General features: G+C 70.7%; 14 protein-coding genes and 1 pseudogene. 12 read left to right on the top strand and 3 right to left on the bottom strand.

The features are described from left to right. Positions 1–21: 21 nt before the first annotated feature. From rdgB to IE066_RS00760, 5 genes are read left to right on the top strand one after another with little or no spacing between them, the layout of a single operon-like run. On the top strand, positions 22–621 hold the full coding sequence (gene rdgB, locus IE066_RS00780; protein ID WP_189446432.1) for an RdgB/HAM1 family non-canonical purine NTP pyrophosphatase: 600 nt from the start codon (positions 22–24) through the stop codon (positions 619–621). Continuing rightward, complete coding sequence (locus tag IE066_RS00775; RefSeq protein WP_189446431.1) at positions 618–1121, top strand: hypothetical protein; 504 nt, start codon at positions 618–620, stop codon at positions 1119–1121. Before rdgB ends, IE066_RS00775 begins: the two co-directional genes overlap by 4 nt. Further along, positions 1118–2299: a radical SAM family heme chaperone HemW gene (gene hemW / locus IE066_RS00770; RefSeq protein ID WP_189446430.1), complete on the top strand. Its 1182-nt coding sequence runs from the start codon at positions 1118–1120 to the stop codon at positions 2297–2299. The genes IE066_RS00775 and hemW overlap by 4 nt, the downstream gene beginning before the upstream one ends. Before the next feature lie 38 nt (positions 2300–2337). Beyond that, positions 2338–4605 (top strand): DUF1631 family protein, encoded by a 2268-nt coding sequence (locus tag IE066_RS00765; protein WP_189446429.1) that lies wholly within the window; start codon positions 2338–2340, stop codon positions 4603–4605. A 2-nt stretch (positions 4606–4607) separates the two neighbouring features. Beyond that, the gene (locus IE066_RS00760; RefSeq protein WP_189448691.1) at positions 4608–4961 is read left to right on the top strand and encodes a PilZ domain-containing protein; all 354 of its coding nucleotides are present in this window, start codon (positions 4608–4610) and stop codon (positions 4959–4961) included. On the opposite strand, the gene IE066_RS00755 is transcribed toward IE066_RS00760, so the two are convergent. Then, on the bottom strand, positions 4952–7588 hold the full coding sequence (locus tag IE066_RS00755; protein ID WP_189446428.1) for a bifunctional diguanylate cyclase/phosphodiesterase: 2637 nt from the start codon (positions 7586–7588) through the stop codon (positions 4952–4954). The two genes, IE066_RS00760 and IE066_RS00755, sit on opposite strands and share 10 nt — an antisense overlap. 25 nt (positions 7589–7613) lie before the next feature. Between IE066_RS00755 and pepQ the strand changes: the two genes are divergently transcribed. Beyond that, positions 7614–8939, top strand: coding sequence for a Xaa-Pro dipeptidase (gene pepQ, locus IE066_RS00750; protein WP_189446427.1), 1326 nt, complete (start codon positions 7614–7616; stop codon positions 8937–8939). On the opposite strand, the gene crcB is transcribed toward pepQ, so the two are convergent. Continuing rightward, positions 8940–9320, bottom strand: coding sequence for a fluoride efflux transporter CrcB (crcB, locus tag IE066_RS00745; protein WP_189446426.1), 381 nt, complete (start codon positions 9318–9320; stop codon positions 8940–8942). 1 nt (position 9321) lies between these two features. Then, the gene (msrB, locus tag IE066_RS00740; protein WP_189446425.1) at positions 9322–9744 is read right to left on the bottom strand and encodes a peptide-methionine (R)-S-oxide reductase MsrB; all 423 of its coding nucleotides are present in this window, start codon (positions 9742–9744) and stop codon (positions 9322–9324) included. Between the two features lie 109 nt (positions 9745–9853). Here msrB and lptD point away from each other — a divergent pair, with 109 nt between their 5' ends. From lptD to IE066_RS00710, 6 genes and pseudogenes are all read left to right on the top strand, one after another. Then, on the top strand, positions 9854–12280 hold the full coding sequence (lptD, locus tag IE066_RS00735; RefSeq protein WP_425488871.1) for an LPS-assembly protein LptD: 2427 nt from the start codon (positions 9854–9856) through the stop codon (positions 12278–12280). Between the two features lie 4 nt (positions 12281–12284). Then, positions 12285–13690 (top strand): annotated as a pseudogene (locus IE066_RS00730) (peptidylprolyl isomerase); the annotation flags it as partial. Then, a complete protein-coding gene (gene pdxA / locus IE066_RS00725; RefSeq protein WP_189446422.1) occupies positions 13662–14648 on the top strand; it encodes a 4-hydroxythreonine-4-phosphate dehydrogenase PdxA in 987 nt (328 codons plus the stop codon). The pseudogene IE066_RS00730 and the gene pdxA, both read left to right, overlap by 29 nt. 35 nt (positions 14649–14683) lie before the next feature. Next, a complete protein-coding gene (gene rsmA / locus IE066_RS00720) occupies positions 14684–15478 on the top strand; it encodes a 16S rRNA (adenine(1518)-N(6)/adenine(1519)-N(6))-dimethyltransferase RsmA (protein WP_189446421.1) in 795 nt (264 codons plus the stop codon). Positions 15479–15524: 46 nt separating this feature from the next. Then, the gene (gene apaG / locus IE066_RS00715; protein ID WP_189446420.1) at positions 15525–15908 is read left to right on the top strand and encodes a Co2+/Mg2+ efflux protein ApaG; all 384 of its coding nucleotides are present in this window, start codon (positions 15525–15527) and stop codon (positions 15906–15908) included. 4 nt (positions 15909–15912) lie between these two features. Then, complete coding sequence (locus IE066_RS00710) at positions 15913–16839, top strand: symmetrical bis(5'-nucleosyl)-tetraphosphatase (protein ID WP_189446419.1); 927 nt, start codon at positions 15913–15915, stop codon at positions 16837–16839. Positions 16840–16842: the final 3 nt, after the last annotated feature.

Here is a 16842-nt window from a genome sequence, read left to right as displayed (position 1 = left end):
CCCGGCGAGACGATGGCTGCCATGAAAGTGGTCGTCGCCACCGGCAACCGGGGCAAGCTCGCCGAGTTCGAGCGGCTGCTGGTCCCGCTCGGCCTGGAATGCGTGTCCCAGGGCGAGCTGGGCATCGGCGAGGTCGACGAGACGGGGCTGAGCTTCGTCGAGAACGCGCTGCTCAAGGCCCGCCACGCCTCGCGGCTGACCGGCCTGCCGGCGCTGGCCGACGACTCGGGCCTGTGCGTGGACGCGCTCGACGGCGCACCCGGGCTGTATTCGGCGCGCTACGCCGGCGCGCTGGCCGATCCCGCCGCCAACATCGACAAGCTGCTCGGCGAGCTGGACGGCCGCCTCGAGGCCGAGCGCGGCGCATATTTCCACGCCGTCATCGTGCTGCTGCGCAATGCCGAGGACCCGCGCCCGCTGATCGCCGAAGGCAGCTGGCACGGCAGCATCCTTGAGGCGCCGCGCGGCGCCGGCGGCTTCGGCTACGACCCGGTGTTCCTCGACCCGGCGCTGGGGAAATCGGCCGCCGAACTCGATCCCGATACCAAGGCGCGCATCAGCCACCGCGGCCGCGCGGTCGAGGCGCTGCGCGCGCGGCTGGCGGAGTGGAGGGCAGGATGAGCACGCTGCGCGACACGCTCGACGTCGGCTGGCAGTCGCGCCGCATCGGCATCGCGATGGTGGCGGCCACCGGCGCCATCGTCACGCTGGCGACGCTGGCGGCGTTCGGGCCGATGCCGGGATTGATCGCGCTGCTGGCCTCGTCGCTGGCGGGCATGTCGCGGCTGCAGTGGGCGCTGATCGAAGGCCCCCTGCTGCATCTTCGCGAGGCGCGCGGCGGCTTCCGCTTCCATCCCTTCTTCGCGCGCCAGGCCAGCGGGCTGCGCTTGCGCCGTTGGCCCTTGCCATGGTGCCGGCTGCGCATCGTGCAGGACGACGATGGCGCGCACGTAGTGCTGAACGCGCCGTCGGCGCGGCATGCCACCTCGCGCGCGGTGACGCTGTGGATGATCGTGCACGGCCGACGCCGCGCACGCATCGACACGCGCCTGCTCGACGCGCTGGCCTCCATGCCCGAGCATGACGACGTCCGCCAGCCGCACGACGCATCGCCCGCATGAGCCTCGTCACCCCGCCCCTCTCGCTCTACGTGCATGTGCCGTGGTGCGTGAGGAAGTGCCCGTACTGCGACTTCAACTCGCACCAGGGGCGCGGCGAGTTGCCGATGGCGGCCTACGTCGACGCGTTGCTGGCCGACCTCGACTTCGACCTGCCGCTGGTCTGGGGCCGCACGATCCGCACCGTGTTCTTCGGCGGCGGCACGCCGAGCCTGATGCCGGCCGATCTCGTCGACCGCTTCCTGCAGCAGGCGTCCTCGCGCCTTCGCTTCGCGCCGGATTGCGAGATCACGCTCGAAGCCAATCCCGGCACCGCCGAGTACGGTCGCCTCGCCGATTACCGCGCCGCCGGCGTCAACCGCCTGAGCTTCGGCGTGCAGAGCTTCGACGACGGCTGCCTCGAGCGGCTCGGCCGCATCCACGATTCGGCGCAGGCCGAAGGCGCGATCCGCGCCGCGCAGGACGCCGGCTTCGCCGAGCTCAACCTCGATCTGATGTACGCGCTGCCGGGCCAGGACCTCGCGATGGCCGAGCGCGACGTCGAGCGTGCGATCGCGCTCTCGCCTACGCACGTCAGCCACTACCAGCTCACGCTGGAGCCCAACACCGTGTTCGCGGCGCGCCCGCCCGAGCGCCTGCCCGACGACGACCTCGCCTGGGACATGCAGGAGCGCTGCCAGGCACTGCTGGCGCAGGCCGGCTTCCAGCATTACGAGACGAGTGCCTACGCACGCCCCGGCCATCGCAGCGAGCACAACCTCAACTACTGGCGTTTCGGTGACTACCTCGGCATCGGTGCCGGCGCGCACGGCAAGATCACGCTGGGCGCCGAACAGACGATCCTGCGCCGCTGGAAGCACAAGCATCCGACCAAGTATCTCGAAACCGCCGGCACGCCCGCGGCCATCGGCGGCGACGAACGCATCGAACCCGCGCGCCGGCCTTTCGAGTTCATGCTGAATGCGCTTCGCCTGCACGAGGGCTTCGCGTGGACGCAGTTCGAGGCCCGCACCGGCCTGCCGCGCGCGGCCATCGCCGCGTCGATGTCGACCGCCCGCGAACGCGGCTGGCTGCAGGACGATGGCGAACGCGTGAGCCCTACGGAAACGGGGCGTCGCTTCACCAACGACGTGCTCGAGCTGTTCCTCGATGCACCCATCGAAGCTGACATCGGGGCCTGAGCGTGTTTAGATCGTCCTGATCGGCGGGGAGATCCGAGTTGTCCGTTCCCTTTCCACCCAATAGGCGGATACCTGCCGCGGACGCCCTTGCGTCCGCGTCGCTGCCCGCGCGGGTGCGCGAGGCGCTGCTGGTCGTCCATGCCGCCGTCTACGAGCTGGTGATCGATCCGCTCGACCGGCTCATCCCGCACATCGAAGCCCGGCTGATGCACGTGCGCGACCAGGGCGCGCGGCATTCGGTGGGCATCAGCTACCTGGACCAGGCACAACTGCTCGCGCGCCGACAGCGCGCCTTCATCGAACGTTTCGCGCGCAACGTCGACGAGGAATTCGCCGGCCTGCGCGACGCCTCGCGCGAGCCCCAGCGCCCGCTCGACACGCCCGTGGCGATGCCCGCGTTCGAGGACCTGCGCCTCGTCGACGAGGACGAGGCCGACGAGCAGACCGAGGTCAAGGCGATCGCGCTGCGCCAGGAATCGCGCGCGCCGCTGCCCATCCACCTGCTCTGCCAGCGCTTCGCGGTGCTGGCCGAAAGCCCGGCCTTCGATCCCGGCCGCCTGCCCGTCGGCCCGCGACGGCTCTGCGAGCTGATGCTCGCCGCCGCCGAAGCCAGCGGCTTCAGCCTCGCGCTTCGCGTCGCGCTGCTGCGCGAGTTCGATCGCGCCGTGCTGGCCGAATACGCGGGCATCGCCGAATCGATCAACGAGGCGCTGGCGCGCCTGCGCATCATGCCCGGGCTGTCGTTCGTGCCATTGCGTGTGCGTGCGAGAGCCTCCAGCGCCGATGCCGGCGACGACGCGACGCCGCCCCAGCCCGAGGGCGAGCGCCCGCACACGGGCTGGACCGCGACGCCGCCCAGCAGCGCCGACACGCCGACGTTCCAGTTGCTGCAGGACCTGCTGGCCGCGCGGCGTTCGATGGCCGACCGCTTCCGCGGCGGCGGTTTCGCACCCGGCACCGGCGCCGCCGCGACCGGTGGCGGCCTCGCCCTCGAGGGCGTCGGCGCCCCGACCATGCCCGGCCGCCGCGAGCTGCCGACGGCGGCCGTCCTGGAGATGCTGCGCGGTGCCGGCGACGACGTCCTCGGCCTCGACATCGACGCGATCCGCCAGTGGGTGCTGCTGCAGGGCCGGCATCGCCAGGGCGAGGCCGTCGCGCTGTCGCGCGAGGACGCCGACATCTTCGAACTGCTCGGGCTGATGTACACGCAGCTGCAGCGCGACGTACGCGGCGACAGCGCGGCCGCACTGATGCTCGAGCGCCTGCGGCTTCCGCTGCTGCGCCTCGCGCTTGCCGATGCAAGCTTCTTCCTGCGCGCCGCGCATCCCGCCCGCGAGGTGCTCAACGCGGTCGCCGAATCGGGGGCGCGCTGGTACGCAGCCGACGATGTCGACCCGCAGCTCCTGCTGCAGCTCGAACGCATCGTCGACGCGATCGCGCGCGCGCCGGACGACCTCGGCGCGGCGTTCCGCGCGGGCGTCACGGCGCTGGAGAGTCAGCTGCAAGCGGTCGCGCGGCGTTCGGAAATCGCCGAACGCCGCAACGTCGAGGCCGCACGCGGCAAGGACAAGCTCGCCGTGGCGCGCCGCCGCGGTACCACGGTCATCGACCAGGCGCTCGCCACCGTGCGCGTGCCCGCCTTCCATCGCGGCATGCTGCGCCAGGCCTGGGCGGACGTGCTTACGCTCGCGCACCTTCGCAACGGCGAGGAAGGCGACGACTGGCTGGCGCTGGTGGATGCGACGCACGAGCTGGTGCGCGCTGCCGCCGGCCAGGGCGCGGCGCCCGACCTCGTATTGCTCGTCGACCAGTGGCTGGCGACGGTGGGCTACCACGCCGACGACGCCGCCCGCATCGCACGCATACTCACCGGCACCGAGGACGAGGCCGGCGACGATGCCGCCTCGCGCACCGAGCTGGCGATGCGCCTGAAGGCGCGTGCGCGGCTGGGCGAGGAGACCGCCGTCGACGATGACAGCGGTGCGGATGCGCTGCAGGGCGAGGCGCGGGTGATGGCCGAGCGCGTGCGCGCGCTGCCGCCAGGCACCTGGTTCGACCTGCCGGACGAGGGCGGCCGCAGCATGCGTCGCCGCCTCTCCTGGCTGAGCCCCGTCACCGGGACCACGCTGTTCGTGAATCCGCGCGGCCAGCGCGTGGCCGACGGTACGTTGGATCGACTCGCGCGCGACCTCGCCGACGGCCGCGCCCGCATCGTCACCGCCGACGAAGGCCGGCTGGTCGACCGCGCATGGCGCGCGGCGCTGCAGTCGCTCGGCGATGGACGTCCGCGGGAGGCGAGTCGATGAACATGGCCAACGACGAATCGCGCCGCAGCCGCCGCCGCCGCGTCGAGGAACGCGTCGACGTGGTCGATGCGATGACCGACCACACCGTCGGCCAGCTCGGCAACGTCTCCGAAAGCGGCATGCTGCTGCTGGCGAATGGCCCGCTACAGGACGACTGCCTCTACCAGCTGCGCTTCGTGCTGTCCGACCGCGCCGGCGGCCGCCATGCCTTCGAGGTCGGCGCCCACCTGCTGTGGCGCAACGAGGCGGCGGCGCCCGGCCAGGCCTGGAGCGGCTTCCGCTTCCTGTCGTTCGAGGACGGCCAGCTCGAGCGCCTGCGCGACTGGATCGCCGCGCCGGGCGCCACCTACGTCTGACGGTGCATTACCACCGGCTCCGGCCGGTGCAGCGCGAAGCCCTGCGCATGGTCGACACCGACCTCGCGCAGTGCGCGGATGATCGCCTCGCTGTCGACCCACTCCGCCACCACCTGCAGCCCGCGCTGGTGGCCGATGTCGGTCACCGCACGCACGATCGCCTGGCTCATCGGGTCGCTAGTCAGGTCCTGCACGAACGAGCCGTCGATCTTGATGACGTCGATCGGCAGGTTCTTGAGGTAGCCGAAGGACGACATGCCGACGCCGAAGTCGTCGAGCGAGATGCGGCAGCCGGCCTTGCGCAGCTCGCCCATGAAGCGCGAAACCTGTGCGAGGTTGCGCACCGCGAGCGTCTCGGTGATTTCGAAGCAGAGCCGGCGCGGGTCGACATCATGTCGGCGGATCAGCTCGAGTATGTGCTCGACGAAGGACTCGTCCTCGATCGTGCCGCCCGACAGGTTGATCGCGACGAGCCCGAGCCCTTCGGCCGCCGGATGCAGGCGATCCATGTTGGCGAGCGCGGTGTCGACGACCCAGCGATCGATCGCGGGCATCATTCCGTAGCGCTCGGCCGCGGGAATGAAGGCGCCCGGCGGCACCAGGCGGTCGTCCTCGTCGACGAGGCGCAGCAACAGCTCGATCTTGGGGCCGCCCGACAGCGCGCCCAGCGGATGCACTTCCTGGTAGTACAGGCGCAGGCGGTCTTCCTCCAGCGCCCAGCGTAGGCGGTGCGCCCATTCCATCTCGCTGCGGCGCTTCGCGGTGGCGTCGTCGCTGGCGGAGAAGAAATGCACGCGGTTGCGGCCGGCTTCCTTCGCCATGTAGCAGGCGGTGTCGGCCTGCGCGAACAGCTCCTTCAGCGAGCTCGACGGGTCCAGCAGCACGCCGCCGATGCTCGCGGTGATGCCGTAGCTCGCCCGCTCCCACACGAAGGTGTAGCCGTCGATGTGCTGGCGCAGACGCTCGGCGACGAGTCGCGCGCCGGCTTCGTCCTGCACGTTGTAGGCGAGCACGCCGAACTCGTCGCCGCCGAGGCGGGCGAGGATGTCGCCCCCGCGCAGCTGCTCGCGCATGACCTGCGCGAGCTGGGTCAGCAGCTGGTCGCCGGCGGCATGACCGGAGGTGTCGTTGATCAGCTTGAACTGGTCGAGGTCGACGTAGAGCAACGCGCAGGCCGGGGTGTCGGCGGCATGCGCGAGCGTGCGCTCGACGCGGCGCTCGAACTCGCGGCGGTTGTAGAGCTCGGTCAGCGCATCGTGCGAGGCCTGGTAGCTCAGCAGCTCGGTGAGCTGCCGCTGGTGCGAGATGTCCGAAGCCACCACGAGCCGCTTGCGCCGCCCGTTGATGCTCACGCGCGAGATCGAGACGCTTGCCCAGAAGCGGTCGCCGTTCGTGCTGCGCAGCATCGCCTCGGCGTTCTCCCAGTTGTGCTCCTCGCCGTCGAGCAGTTCGGCGCGGCGATGCGGGTCCTCGAACAGCGCGTCGAGCCGCGCGCCGTCCACGCCTTCGCCCAGGCGGATGCGCGCGGCCTGGTTGGCGTAGACGATGCGACCGTCGGCCTCGCGCGCCAGCAGAACCAGCGCGGGCAGCAGCTCGTTGACGGCGCGGAAGCGCTCCTCGCTTTCGCGGTAGCGCCGGCTCATGGCCTCGCCGACCTCCATCGCCCGGCGCCGCGAGCCGGCGAGAGCGGCCGCCCACAACGCGAACACGATGCTGCCCGCGATGCCCGCGATCAGCAGCGGCAGCCCGTCGCGCGCATCGAGCACGCCGTGCTGCGCGTCGTGCAGCGTCACCCGCCATTGCCGACCGCCGACCGCCATCAGGCGTACGTCGTGCCAGCCGTCGACGCGATCTCCCGCCTGCTCCGGGCTCGAGTCGTAGACGACGGTGCGGGAGTCGACATCGTCGATGCGAAGGTGCAACGACCTGCGCCAGTCGGGGTGGAAGGATTCGCTGGCGAGTCGCGAGATGCGGAACGACATCGCGAGCGAGCCGACGAAGCGCTGGCGACGCTCGGCGACGGTCGTCGGCATGGCGCCCGGCGAGTACGCCGGCAGGCGCAGCAGCAGGCCGTCGGGCGGGTGCGAGGGGGCGTCCTGAACCAGCCGGAACGGCGCCGAGAGCATCGGCCGGTCCGCGTCGCGGGAGATTTCCAGCGCGGCGAGGTTGGCCGGCTGCTGGCGCACGTCCAGGCCGAACACGGCCTCGTTGCCTTGGCGCGGCGCGACCAGCGTGGTCGGATACGAGGTGCCGTCGGGGCCTTCCCGGCGTTCGGAAAACACCACGGCCTGCAGGCCCGGCAGGCGGCGGGCCATCTCCAGGCCGCGGAAGATGCGCTCGAAGGTCTGCGCGTCGACGCCATGGCCCAGGAAACCGGCCTGCAGAGCGCGCAGCGCGAGTTCGTATTCCTGCATCTGCGCCTGCAGTGCACGCATCTGGCCCTCGGCGAGCGCGTCGAGCTGGCGCGCGCGGTCGTCCTCGGCGCGCCCGCGCTGCCAGCCAACCAGGGCGGCGGTCAGCGCGAGCCCCGCGAGCAGCGCGAGCAGGCTGGTTACCCAGGGCCCGGAAGCGCTGCGCGGCAGGCGGCGGCGTTCGGGCACGTCCACGCCCGATGGGTCAGAATCCATGCCGTCGTTTCCTCCCCCTCCCGACATGACCGATCACGCTCCGGCCTCCCTGTACGCCCGCCACGTCGAAGTGCTGCAGGCCCGCACCGCCATCGCGCTCGAGCGCGCCGGCCTCGACCACCTCGTCGTGCCCAGCGGCAGCCTGCACTACCAGGCGTTCGACGACCGTGACTACCCCTACGCGGTCAATCCGCAGTTCAAGGCCTGGCTGCCGCTGGTGCGGAACCCGGGCAGCTGGCTGGTGATCACGCCGGGTTATCGGCCCAAGCTCGTCTATCTGCAGCCGCGCGATTACTGGCATGTCGTTCCCCAGGCGCCCAGCGGATGGTGGGTCGAGCATTTCGACATCGTGGTGGTCCGCACCGCGGACCAGGCCCTCGCCCATCTTCCCCCTGCGGGCCGTAGCGCGGTCATCGGCGAGCCGCAGAGCGCGCTCGGCGAGTATGCCCCGAACAATCCGGCCGCGGTCATCTCGTATCTCGAATACCACCGCGCGTTCAAGACGCCCTACGAGATCGCGATGATGCGCGAGGCCTCGCGCATCGGCGTGCGCGCCCACCGTGCCGCGGAAACCGCGTTCCGCGAGGGGCTGTCCGAGTTCGACATCCACCTCGCCTACTGCGCCGCCGCGCGCCAGGACGCCAACGACCTGCCCTACGGCAACATCGTGGCGCTGAACGAGCACGGCGCCGTGCTGCACTACACCGAGCTTGATCGCGAGGCCCCGCCCGAGGCGCGCAGCTTCCTGATCGACGCCGGCGCCGGCTTCGGCGGCTACGCCTGCGATATCACCCGCACCTATGCCAGCGACACCGCGGGCGAGTTCCAGGCGCTGATCGACGCGGTCGACGCCGCCCAGCGCGGCATGTGCGCACAGGTGCGCTCGGGCGTCGACTACCGCCAAATCCACCTCGACGCGCACCTCGCCCTCGCGCGCATCCTGCGCGAGCATGGCGTGTTGAAAATCTCGCCGGAGGCCGCGGTCGAGACGGGCGTCAGCGGCACGTTCTTCCCGCACGGCATCGGCCACGGCATCGGCCTGCAGGTGCACGACGTGGCGGGCTTCGCCGCGGCCGATTCCGGCGACGCGCGCATCGACAAGCCCGAGGGCCACCCGTTCCTGCGCCTCACCCGCACGCTGGCGCCGGGCATGGTGGTCACCATCGAGCCCGGCATTTACTTCATCGACATGCTGCTCGAGGACCTGCGCGGCGGCCCACATGCCGATGCCGTGGACTGGTCGCGCGTCGACGCGTTCCGCCCCTACGGCGGCATCCGTATTGAGGACGACGTGGCCTGCACCGACGGCGATCCGCTCAACCTCACGCGCGAGGCCTTCGCCGAAGGCTGATCAGCGCGGCAGCGCGATGGCCTTCATGCCGATCCACACGGCGATCAGGCCGAGCACCAGACTCGCGGCGACATAGGCCGCCGCGAGCGCCGTGTCGCCGCGCCGCAGCATCAGCACGGTTTCGAGGCCGAACGCCGAGAACGTGGTGAAACCGCCCAGCAGGCCGGTGACCAGCAGCAGCCGCGCCGGCCCGTTGAGCGACGGAATCGCCTCGGCGAACGCGGCGAATACGCCGATCAGCGCGCAGCCCAGCACGTTCACCGCGAGCGTGCCGAACGGAAAACGCGGCTGCGTGGCGAGCCCCATCAGCCAGCCGCCCATCGCGTGCCGCGCGAGCGCACCGACGAAGCCGCCAGCGCCGACGAGGAGCAGGTCGCGCATGTCAGCCGGTGGGCTCGGACACGAAGTCCAGCGCGGCGGAGTTGATGCAGTAGCGCAGGTGCGTCGGTGGCGGCCCGTCCGGGAAGACGTGGCCGAGGTGCGAATCGCAGCAGGCGCAGCGCACCTCGATGCGGCGCATGCCATGGCTGACGTCCTCGTGCTCGGTCACCGCTTCGGGCCGGGCTGTTCGCGTATAGCTCGGCCACCCGCTGCCGGAGTCGTACTTGTCGACGGACAGGAACAGCGCGGCGCCGCAGGCCGCGCAGGTATAGGTGCCGGCCGACTTGTGGTTCCAGAACCTGCCTGTGAAGGCGCGCTCGGTGGCGGAGCACCGGCAGACCGCGTACTGCTCGGGCGTCAGGCGCGCGCGCCATTCCTCGTCGCTGCGCTGCGTCGACGCGCCGGTCCTGTCGTCTGCGCTCATGTCGCCTCCACTCCGATCACCCGATCCTGCCGCGTTGCCGCCCCTGTGGGGATACGGCAAGCTACCCGCCCGATGGCCTGAACGCCATTCATAACGACGGATGACCCGCGTGCGCACGACTCTCCGCCTGCTCCCGTTATCGCTGTGCATCGCCTTCGCCCTCCCGGCGATGGCGGCCGAGGACGAGGAGGACTGGAGCCTGTGCCCGCTGCAGGACGCCGTGCCTGCCTTCGAAGGCGTGACCACGCCGACCGCAGGCAACTCGCAGACCCGCGTGCAGCAGCCCACCGACATCGAGGGCGACGCGCTGGAAGGGTCGGAAGATGCCGACACGCTGGTGCAGGGCAACGTGCAGCTGCGCCGCGGCGACCAGTTCCTCGGCACCGACCGCCTGGTCTACAACCAGACCACGGGCCAGTACCGCGCCGACGGCAGCGTGCGCTACCAGGACTCGGGCATGCGCATCGTCGCCGACAGCGCCGAGGGCAACCAGGACACCGACTCGCACACGATCAACGACCTGCAGTACCAGCTCGTGCGCCGGCGCGGCAACGGCGGCGCCGACCGCATCTCGCTGAACGACGATCGCGGCGCGCTCTACGGCGCCACCTACTCGACCTGCGATCCCGACCAGCGCGCCTGGGAGCTTCGCGCGCGCGAGATCGACATCGACCTCGCCAAGGGCCGCGGCGTGGCGCGCAACGCCACCCTGCGCGTGGGCAAGGTGCCGGTGCTGTACGTGCCCTACTTCCCGTTCCCGACCGACGACCGCCGCCAGACGGGCCTGCTGTATCCGTCGATCTCCAGCTCCAGCCGCAACGGCTTCGACTGGAAGCAACCGATCTACCTCAACCTCGCGCCGAACTACGACGCCACGCTCTACCCGCGTTTCATGAGCAAGCGCGGCGTGCAGCTCGGTGGCGAGTTCCGCTGGCTGTACGGCCAGGGCAGCGGCACCGTCTCCGGCGCCTGGATGCCGAAGGACGACCTGCCCGGCAACCGGCCCGAGCGCTACCTGCAGGACTTCAACGGCAACCCCATTCCCGGCGCGACCCTGCCCGAGGACAACCGCGGCCAGTTCGGCCTGACGGCGATCCACAATTTCGACTCCACGTACTACGCCAGTGCGAACCTCGGCTGGGTCAGCGACACGCATTACCTCGAGGACTTCAGCAACAGCCTCTACGGCGTGTCCAGCTACTTCGTGCAGAGCGATGTCGGTGTATTCGGGCGCGGCCAGTATTGGAACGCGGGCATCGCCGCGAACCATTACCAGCTCGCCGACTACACGCTCAGCGACGCGAACCTGCCCTACGATCGCCTGCCGCGCGTGTTCGGGCACTGGGCTCAGCCTTTCGGGCGCTGGTTCGAGGCCGGCGTCGATGGTGAGCTGGTGCGCTTCCGGCACGCCAGCTATGCCGGCCAGAACACGCTCTTCGACGGCTCGCGCCTCGACGTGAAGCCCTATGTCGCCGCCAACTTCGACGGCGCCAGCTGGTTCGTGCATCCCAAGCTTGCCTGGCGTTACTCGCAATGGGAGCTCGACAACGATTGGCAGTCGCGCGCTGGCTTGACCGAGCTGTCGCCCAGCCGCAGCCTGCCGATCACTTCGGTCGATGCCGGCATGTACTTCGACCGCAACACCACCGTGCGCGGCGAGCGCTACCTGCAGACCTTCGAGCCGCGCCTGTTCTACCTGCGCGTGCCCTACCGCGACCAGAGCGGCATCCCGCTATTCGATACCGCGCCAATGACCTTCAGCTGGGGCCAACTGTTCCGCGACAACCGCTACACCGGCCCTGACCGCCAGACCGACGCCAACCAGCTCACCATCGCCGCGACCACGCGCTTCATCAGCGAGGCCGACGGCCGTGAAAAGCTCGCGGTGAGCCTCGGCCAGATCCGCTACTTCGAGGACAGCCGGGTGATCACGCCCGGCGAATCGCGGGTGGCCGAGGGCAAGTCGGCGTGGATCGTCGATGCCACCTTCGCGCCCAGCGACCGCTGGCTGATCAACGGCGCCTACCAGTGGGATCCGAAGATCCGTGGCCAGGACCTCGCCTCGCTGCGCGCGCGCTACCTCGTCGGCGACCGCGGCATCGTCAACTTCGGCTACCGCTATCGCCGCAACATCAACTTCAATCCGGCGGTGCCGGGCAGTGAACCCGACCTGATCAAACAGGCCGACATTTCCTTCCTGTATCCGATCACCGAGAACTGGAGCGTGGTCGGCCGCTACTACTACTCGCTGCTGGACAAGAAGCCGCTGGAGCAGATCGCCGGCGTGCAGTGGGAAAGCTGCTGCCTGGCCGTGCGCGCGGTGGCCCGCCGCTACCTGCGCGACCGCTCCGGCGAGCTGAACGACGCTCTCCAACTGGAAGTTGAACTGAAGGGCCTGGGGTCGGCCGGGCAGAAGACGGAACGCGTATTGCGCCGTGCTATTCTCGGTTACGACCGCGACGACCTCTATCTCGTCCCGCCGCAGACGGTGAGTCCGCCCGTCACCAGCGGCACCCCCACGACTTCCGACTCCTGAGCCCATGACGACATCCTCCCGCCCGGTGAAGACGCTGCTCGCGTGCCTGCTGACCGCTTCGCTGCTCGCACCGGCCGTCGCGCCGCTGCCTGTCCACGCGCAGCAGCAGGCGCGGGAACTCGACCGCATCGCCGCGGTGGTGAACGAGGACGTCGTCCTGCGCAGCGAACTCGACCGCGCGGTGGCCAACATCCGCGCGCAGTACGCCGACCGCGCCGGCCAGCTGCCGCCGGACGACGTGCTGGAACGCCAGGTCCTTGAGCGCCTCGTGCTGACCAAGCTGCAGGTGGCGCGCGCGCAGGAGACCGGCATCCGCGTCAACGACGAGGAGCTGGACCAGGCCATCGCCGCCATCGCACAGCAGAACGGCGCGACCGTGGCGCAGCTGCGCCAGCGCGTGACGTCCGACGGCTCGACCTTCGACGAGTTCCGCGCCTCCATTCGCGAGGAGATGCTGCTGCAGCGCCTGCGCCAGCGCTTCGCGCAGGGCCGAATCAACGTCAGCGAGGCCGAGATCGAGGCCGCGATGGCCGCGACCGCCGCCACCGGGCAGCAGTTCCACCTCGCGCACATCCTGGTCGCGCTGCCCGAGGGCGCCACGCCCGAGCAGATCGCCACCGCGCAGAAGAAGATCGAAGGCGTCAAGGCGCTGATCGACAAGGGCGAGATGGACTTCGCCGCCGCCGCCGTGCGCTATTCCGACAGTCCGAACGCGCTGGAAGGCGGCGACCTCGGCTGGCGCAGCAGCGACGAAATCCCGAGCGCGTTCGCGCGCCTCGTGCAGAACATGCAGCCGGGCCAGGTCACCGACCCGATCCGCGGCCCCAGCGGCTTCCAGCTGCTGCGCGTGGTCGAGGTGCGCGACGCCTCGCAGGCGCCGGCGCAGATGGTCACCCAGTACCACGGCCGCCACATCCTGATCCGCGTCGGTGAAGGCAAGAGCGACGACCAGGCGCGCGCCGAGGCCGAGACGCTGGCCGCGCGCCTCGCCGGCGGCGCCGATTTCGCCGAGCTGGCTCGCGCGAGCTCGCAGGACCAGAACTCCGCCGCCCGCGGCGGCGACCTCGGCTGGTTCACGCCCGAGGAGTTCGGCCCCGAGTTCGGCGCGCAGGTCACGCTGCTGCAGGACAACCAGGTGTCCAAGCCGTTCCGCACGCAGGCCGGCTGGCACGTGCTGCAGCGCCTGGGCACGCGCCAGGCGAACGTCGGCGACGCGAACAAGCGTGCGCAGGTCGCCGAGACGATCGGTCGCCGCAAGCTCGAGGACGAGTGGAACCGCTTCCTGCGCGAGCTGCGCGGCGAGGCCTATGTCGACATGCGCGTCGGCAACGCAAGCACCACGACCAACGCTCCGGCCACGCCGGCCGCCACCGGCGGCTGAGTGCGCCCGCCGCGCCTCGCGCTGGTCCCGGGCGAGCCGGCCGGCGTTGGGCCGGAACTCTGCGTGCGGCTCGCCCAGCAGCCGCGCGCGCATTCCCTGATCGCTTTCGCCGACGCGCTCGTGCTACGCGATGCCGCCGCGCGCCTCGGGCTCGCGCTCGACCTCGTCGAGGCCGATGACCCGGCCAGCGACCGTCCCGGGACGCTCGGCCTCGTCGCGATCGACGCTCCGCGTCCCGTCCAGCCCGGTCGGCTCGACGTCGCGAACGCGGCGTCCGTCATCGATGCCCTGCATGAAGCGGCCCGGGGCTGCCTCGAAGGCCGTTTCGACGGCCTGGTGACCGGCCCGGTGCACAAGGCCGTGATCAACGACGCCGGTATCGCCTACACGGGCACTACCGAACTGCTCGCCGCGCAGGCGCACTGCGACGTGGTGATGATGCTCGGCCACGACGCGCTGCGCGTCGCGCTCGTCACCACGCACCTGCCGCTGCGCGCGGTGCCGGATGCGATCACCGCCGACGCCATCGAGCGCACGTTGCGCATCGTGGGGTCCGCATTGCGACGCGACTTCGGCGTCGCCCGGGCGCGAATCGCGGTGCTCGGTCTCAATCCGCACGCGGGCGAGGACGGCCACATGGGCCGCGAGGAGATCGACGTCATCGCGCCGGTCATGGCGCGGCTGTGCGGCGAAGGCTTCGACCTCGCCGGTCCGCTGCCGGCCGACACGGCCTTCCTGCCCGCGAAGCTCGAGGGTTTCGACGCGGTGGTCGCGATGTACCACGACCAGGGCCTGCCGGTGCTCAAGTACAGCGGCTTCGAGCGCGCGGTGAACATCACGCTCGGCCTGCCCTATCCGCGCGTGGCGGTCGACCACGGCACCGCGCTCGACCTCGCCGGTACGGGCCGCGCCGATCCTTCCAGCCTGTTCGCCGCGGCGGCGCTGTGCGCGAAGCTCGCCGCGCACCGCCTCGCGTCGACGGCCTGACCACCGCCGCACGCGCGCTGCGGGATAATCCCCCGATGACGCATTCCTTCACCGAACCGCCGAAGAAGCGCCTCGGCCAGCACTTCCTGCACGAGCGCGGGATCATCTCCAAGATCGTGCAGGCGGTGGATCCGCAACCGGGCGATCGCCTCGTCGAGATCGGCCCGGGCCAGGGCGCCATCACCTTCCCGCTGCTCGAGCGCCACGGCGAACTCACCGTCATCGAGTTCGACCGCGACCTCATCGCACCGCTGATCGAGGCTGCGCAGTCGCACGGCGTGCTGCACATCATCCATTCCGACGTACTGCAGGTCGACTTCACCGCGCTCGCAGACGGCGGCACGATCCGCTTGGTCGGCAACCTGCCCTACAACCTGTCCTCGCCGATCCTGTTCCACGCGCTCGACCACGCGGCGGTGGTGCGGGACATGCACTTCATGCTGCAGAAGGAAGTCGTCGACCGCATGGCCGCGGGCCCGGGCAGCAAGGTCTACGGCCGGCTCGGCGTGATGCTGCAGGCGTACTGCCGCGTGACGCCGCTGTTCGACGTGGCGCCGGGGGCCTTCAATCCGCCGCCGAAGGTCGATTCGGCCGTGGTGCGGCTGGTGCCGCGCCCGGCGTCGGAAATCGCCGTCGAGGATCGGGCCATGTTCTCGCGCGTGGTGCGCGACGCGTTCGGCCAGCGCCGCAAGACGCTGCGCAATGCGCTGTCGAACATCTGCGACGCCGATGCGATCGCGGCGGGCGGACTGGACCCGACGCTGCGCGCGGAGCAGGTGCCGGTCGACGGCTTCGTCGCGCTCGCCAACGCGCTCGCACGCGCGGCATGAACGCGCGCGGTTTCGCGGCCCACGCGCGGCACGTAAACTCGGCCGGATGAACGAACGGCTTCCCCATGCGATCGGCGTCGATGTGCAGGCCCGCTATCTCGAAAGCGAGTCGGCACCCGAGCAGGACCGCTATGTCTTCGCCTACACCGTGCGCGTGCACAACCGCGGTGCCGTGGGCGCGCGCCTGCTCGGCCGGCATTGGATCATCACCGACGCCCGCGGCCAGGTGCGCGAGGTCGACGGCGAGGGCGTGGTGGGCGAGCAGCCGCTGATCGAGCCGGGCGAGGCGTTCGAATACACGTCGGGCGCCGTGCTGGAAACCGACCTCGGCACCATGCGCGGCAGCTACCGCATGCAGGCAGAGGACGGCACGCCTTTCGAGGCGCCCATTCCCGCGTTCACCCTGACCGTGCCGCGCACGCTGCACTGACCGCATGACCGTCTGGGCCATCGGCGACCTGCAGGGCTGCTACGAAGCGACGCAGCGCCTGCTCGAGCGCATCGCCTTCGATCCGGCGAACGACCGCCTGTGGTTCTGCGGCGACCTCGTCAACCGCGGCGGACAGTCGCTGGAAACGCTGCGCCTCGTGCACTCGCTGCGCGAGCACAGCGTCGTCGTGCTGGGCAACCACGACCTCTCGCTGCTCGCCATCGGCGAGCGTCGCGAAGAGGAGCAACGCAAGGTCAACGCCGACCTGCAGCGCATCGTCACCGCGCCCGACCGCGACGAGTTGCTGGGCTGGCTGCGCATGCAGAAGCTCATGCACGTCGACCGCGAACTGGGCTGGTCGATGCTGCACGCGGGCATCGCGCCGAAGTGGACCATCGCGATGGCCGAGCGCCACGCGCGCGAAGTCGAGAAGGTGCTACAGGGCGATCAGTACGCGCGCCTGCTCAAGCACATCTACGGCGACGCGCCGGCTTGGAACCCGCGGCTCGCGGGCATCGACCGCTGGCGTGCGATCATCAACATCTTCACCCGGATGCGCTACTGCAGCCCGCGCGGCCGCATCTCGTTCGAGGACAAGGGCCCGCCGGGCACGCAGCCGGCCGGCCTGTATCCCTGGTACGAAGTGCCGGGGCATACGCCGCGCGACACGAAGATCGTCTGCGGCCACTGGTCCGCGCTCGGCCTGTTCATCGGCCACGGCGTGCACGCGATCGACACCGGCGCGGTCTGGGGCGGCAGGCTGACCGCGATCCGCCTCGACACCGACGAGCTGCAGCTCGCGCAGGTGAAGGGCCGCGACGTGCCGGCGCAGCCGCCGAAGGCGCGCCAGTACGGTCGTGATGGCCGGCACCGGCATGGCCGCGATCGCGATCGTGGACCGCGCCGCGACGCGCCGCCCGCCAAGCCCTGACGG

Source organism: Cognatilysobacter xinjiangensis, from assembly GCF_014651995.1.
Lineage (GTDB): Bacteria > Pseudomonadota > Gammaproteobacteria > Xanthomonadales > Xanthomonadaceae > Cognatilysobacter > Cognatilysobacter xinjiangensis.
The sequence above is the reverse complement of the archived record's forward strand: the minus strand, read 5'-3'. Positions and strand labels throughout refer to the sequence as shown.

Bases quoted from the DNA above. Each gene is read 5' to 3' on its own strand.
- IE066_RS00755 (WP_189446428.1), bottom strand. From the start codon at position 7,588: ATGGATTCTGACCCATCGGGCGTGGACGTGCCCGAACGCCGCCGCCTG.
- rsmA (WP_189446421.1), top strand. From the start codon at position 14,684: ATGACGCATTCCTTCACCGAACCGCCGAAGAAGCGCCTCGGCCAGCAC.
- IE066_RS00760 (WP_189448691.1), top strand. From the start codon at position 4,608: ATGGCCAACGACGAATCGCGCCGCAGCCGCCGCCGCCGCGTCGAGGAA.
- hemW (WP_189446430.1), top strand. From the start codon at position 1,118: ATGAGCCTCGTCACCCCGCCCCTCTCGCTCTACGTGCATGTGCCGTGG.
- IE066_RS00710 (WP_189446419.1), top strand. From the start codon at position 15,913: ATGACCGTCTGGGCCATCGGCGACCTGCAGGGCTGCTACGAAGCGACG.
- rdgB (WP_189446432.1), top strand. From the start codon at position 22: ATGAAAGTGGTCGTCGCCACCGGCAACCGGGGCAAGCTCGCCGAGTTC.
- IE066_RS00775 (WP_189446431.1), top strand. From the start codon at position 618: ATGAGCACGCTGCGCGACACGCTCGACGTCGGCTGGCAGTCGCGCCGC.
- pepQ (WP_189446427.1), top strand. From the start codon at position 7,614: ATGACCGATCACGCTCCGGCCTCCCTGTACGCCCGCCACGTCGAAGTG.
- crcB (WP_189446426.1), bottom strand. From the start codon at position 9,320: ATGCGCGACCTGCTCCTCGTCGGCGCTGGCGGCTTCGTCGGTGCGCTC.
- apaG (WP_189446420.1), top strand. From the start codon at position 15,525: ATGAACGAACGGCTTCCCCATGCGATCGGCGTCGATGTGCAGGCCCGC.
- msrB (WP_189446425.1), bottom strand. From the start codon at position 9,744: ATGAGCGCAGACGACAGGACCGGCGCGTCGACGCAGCGCAGCGACGAG.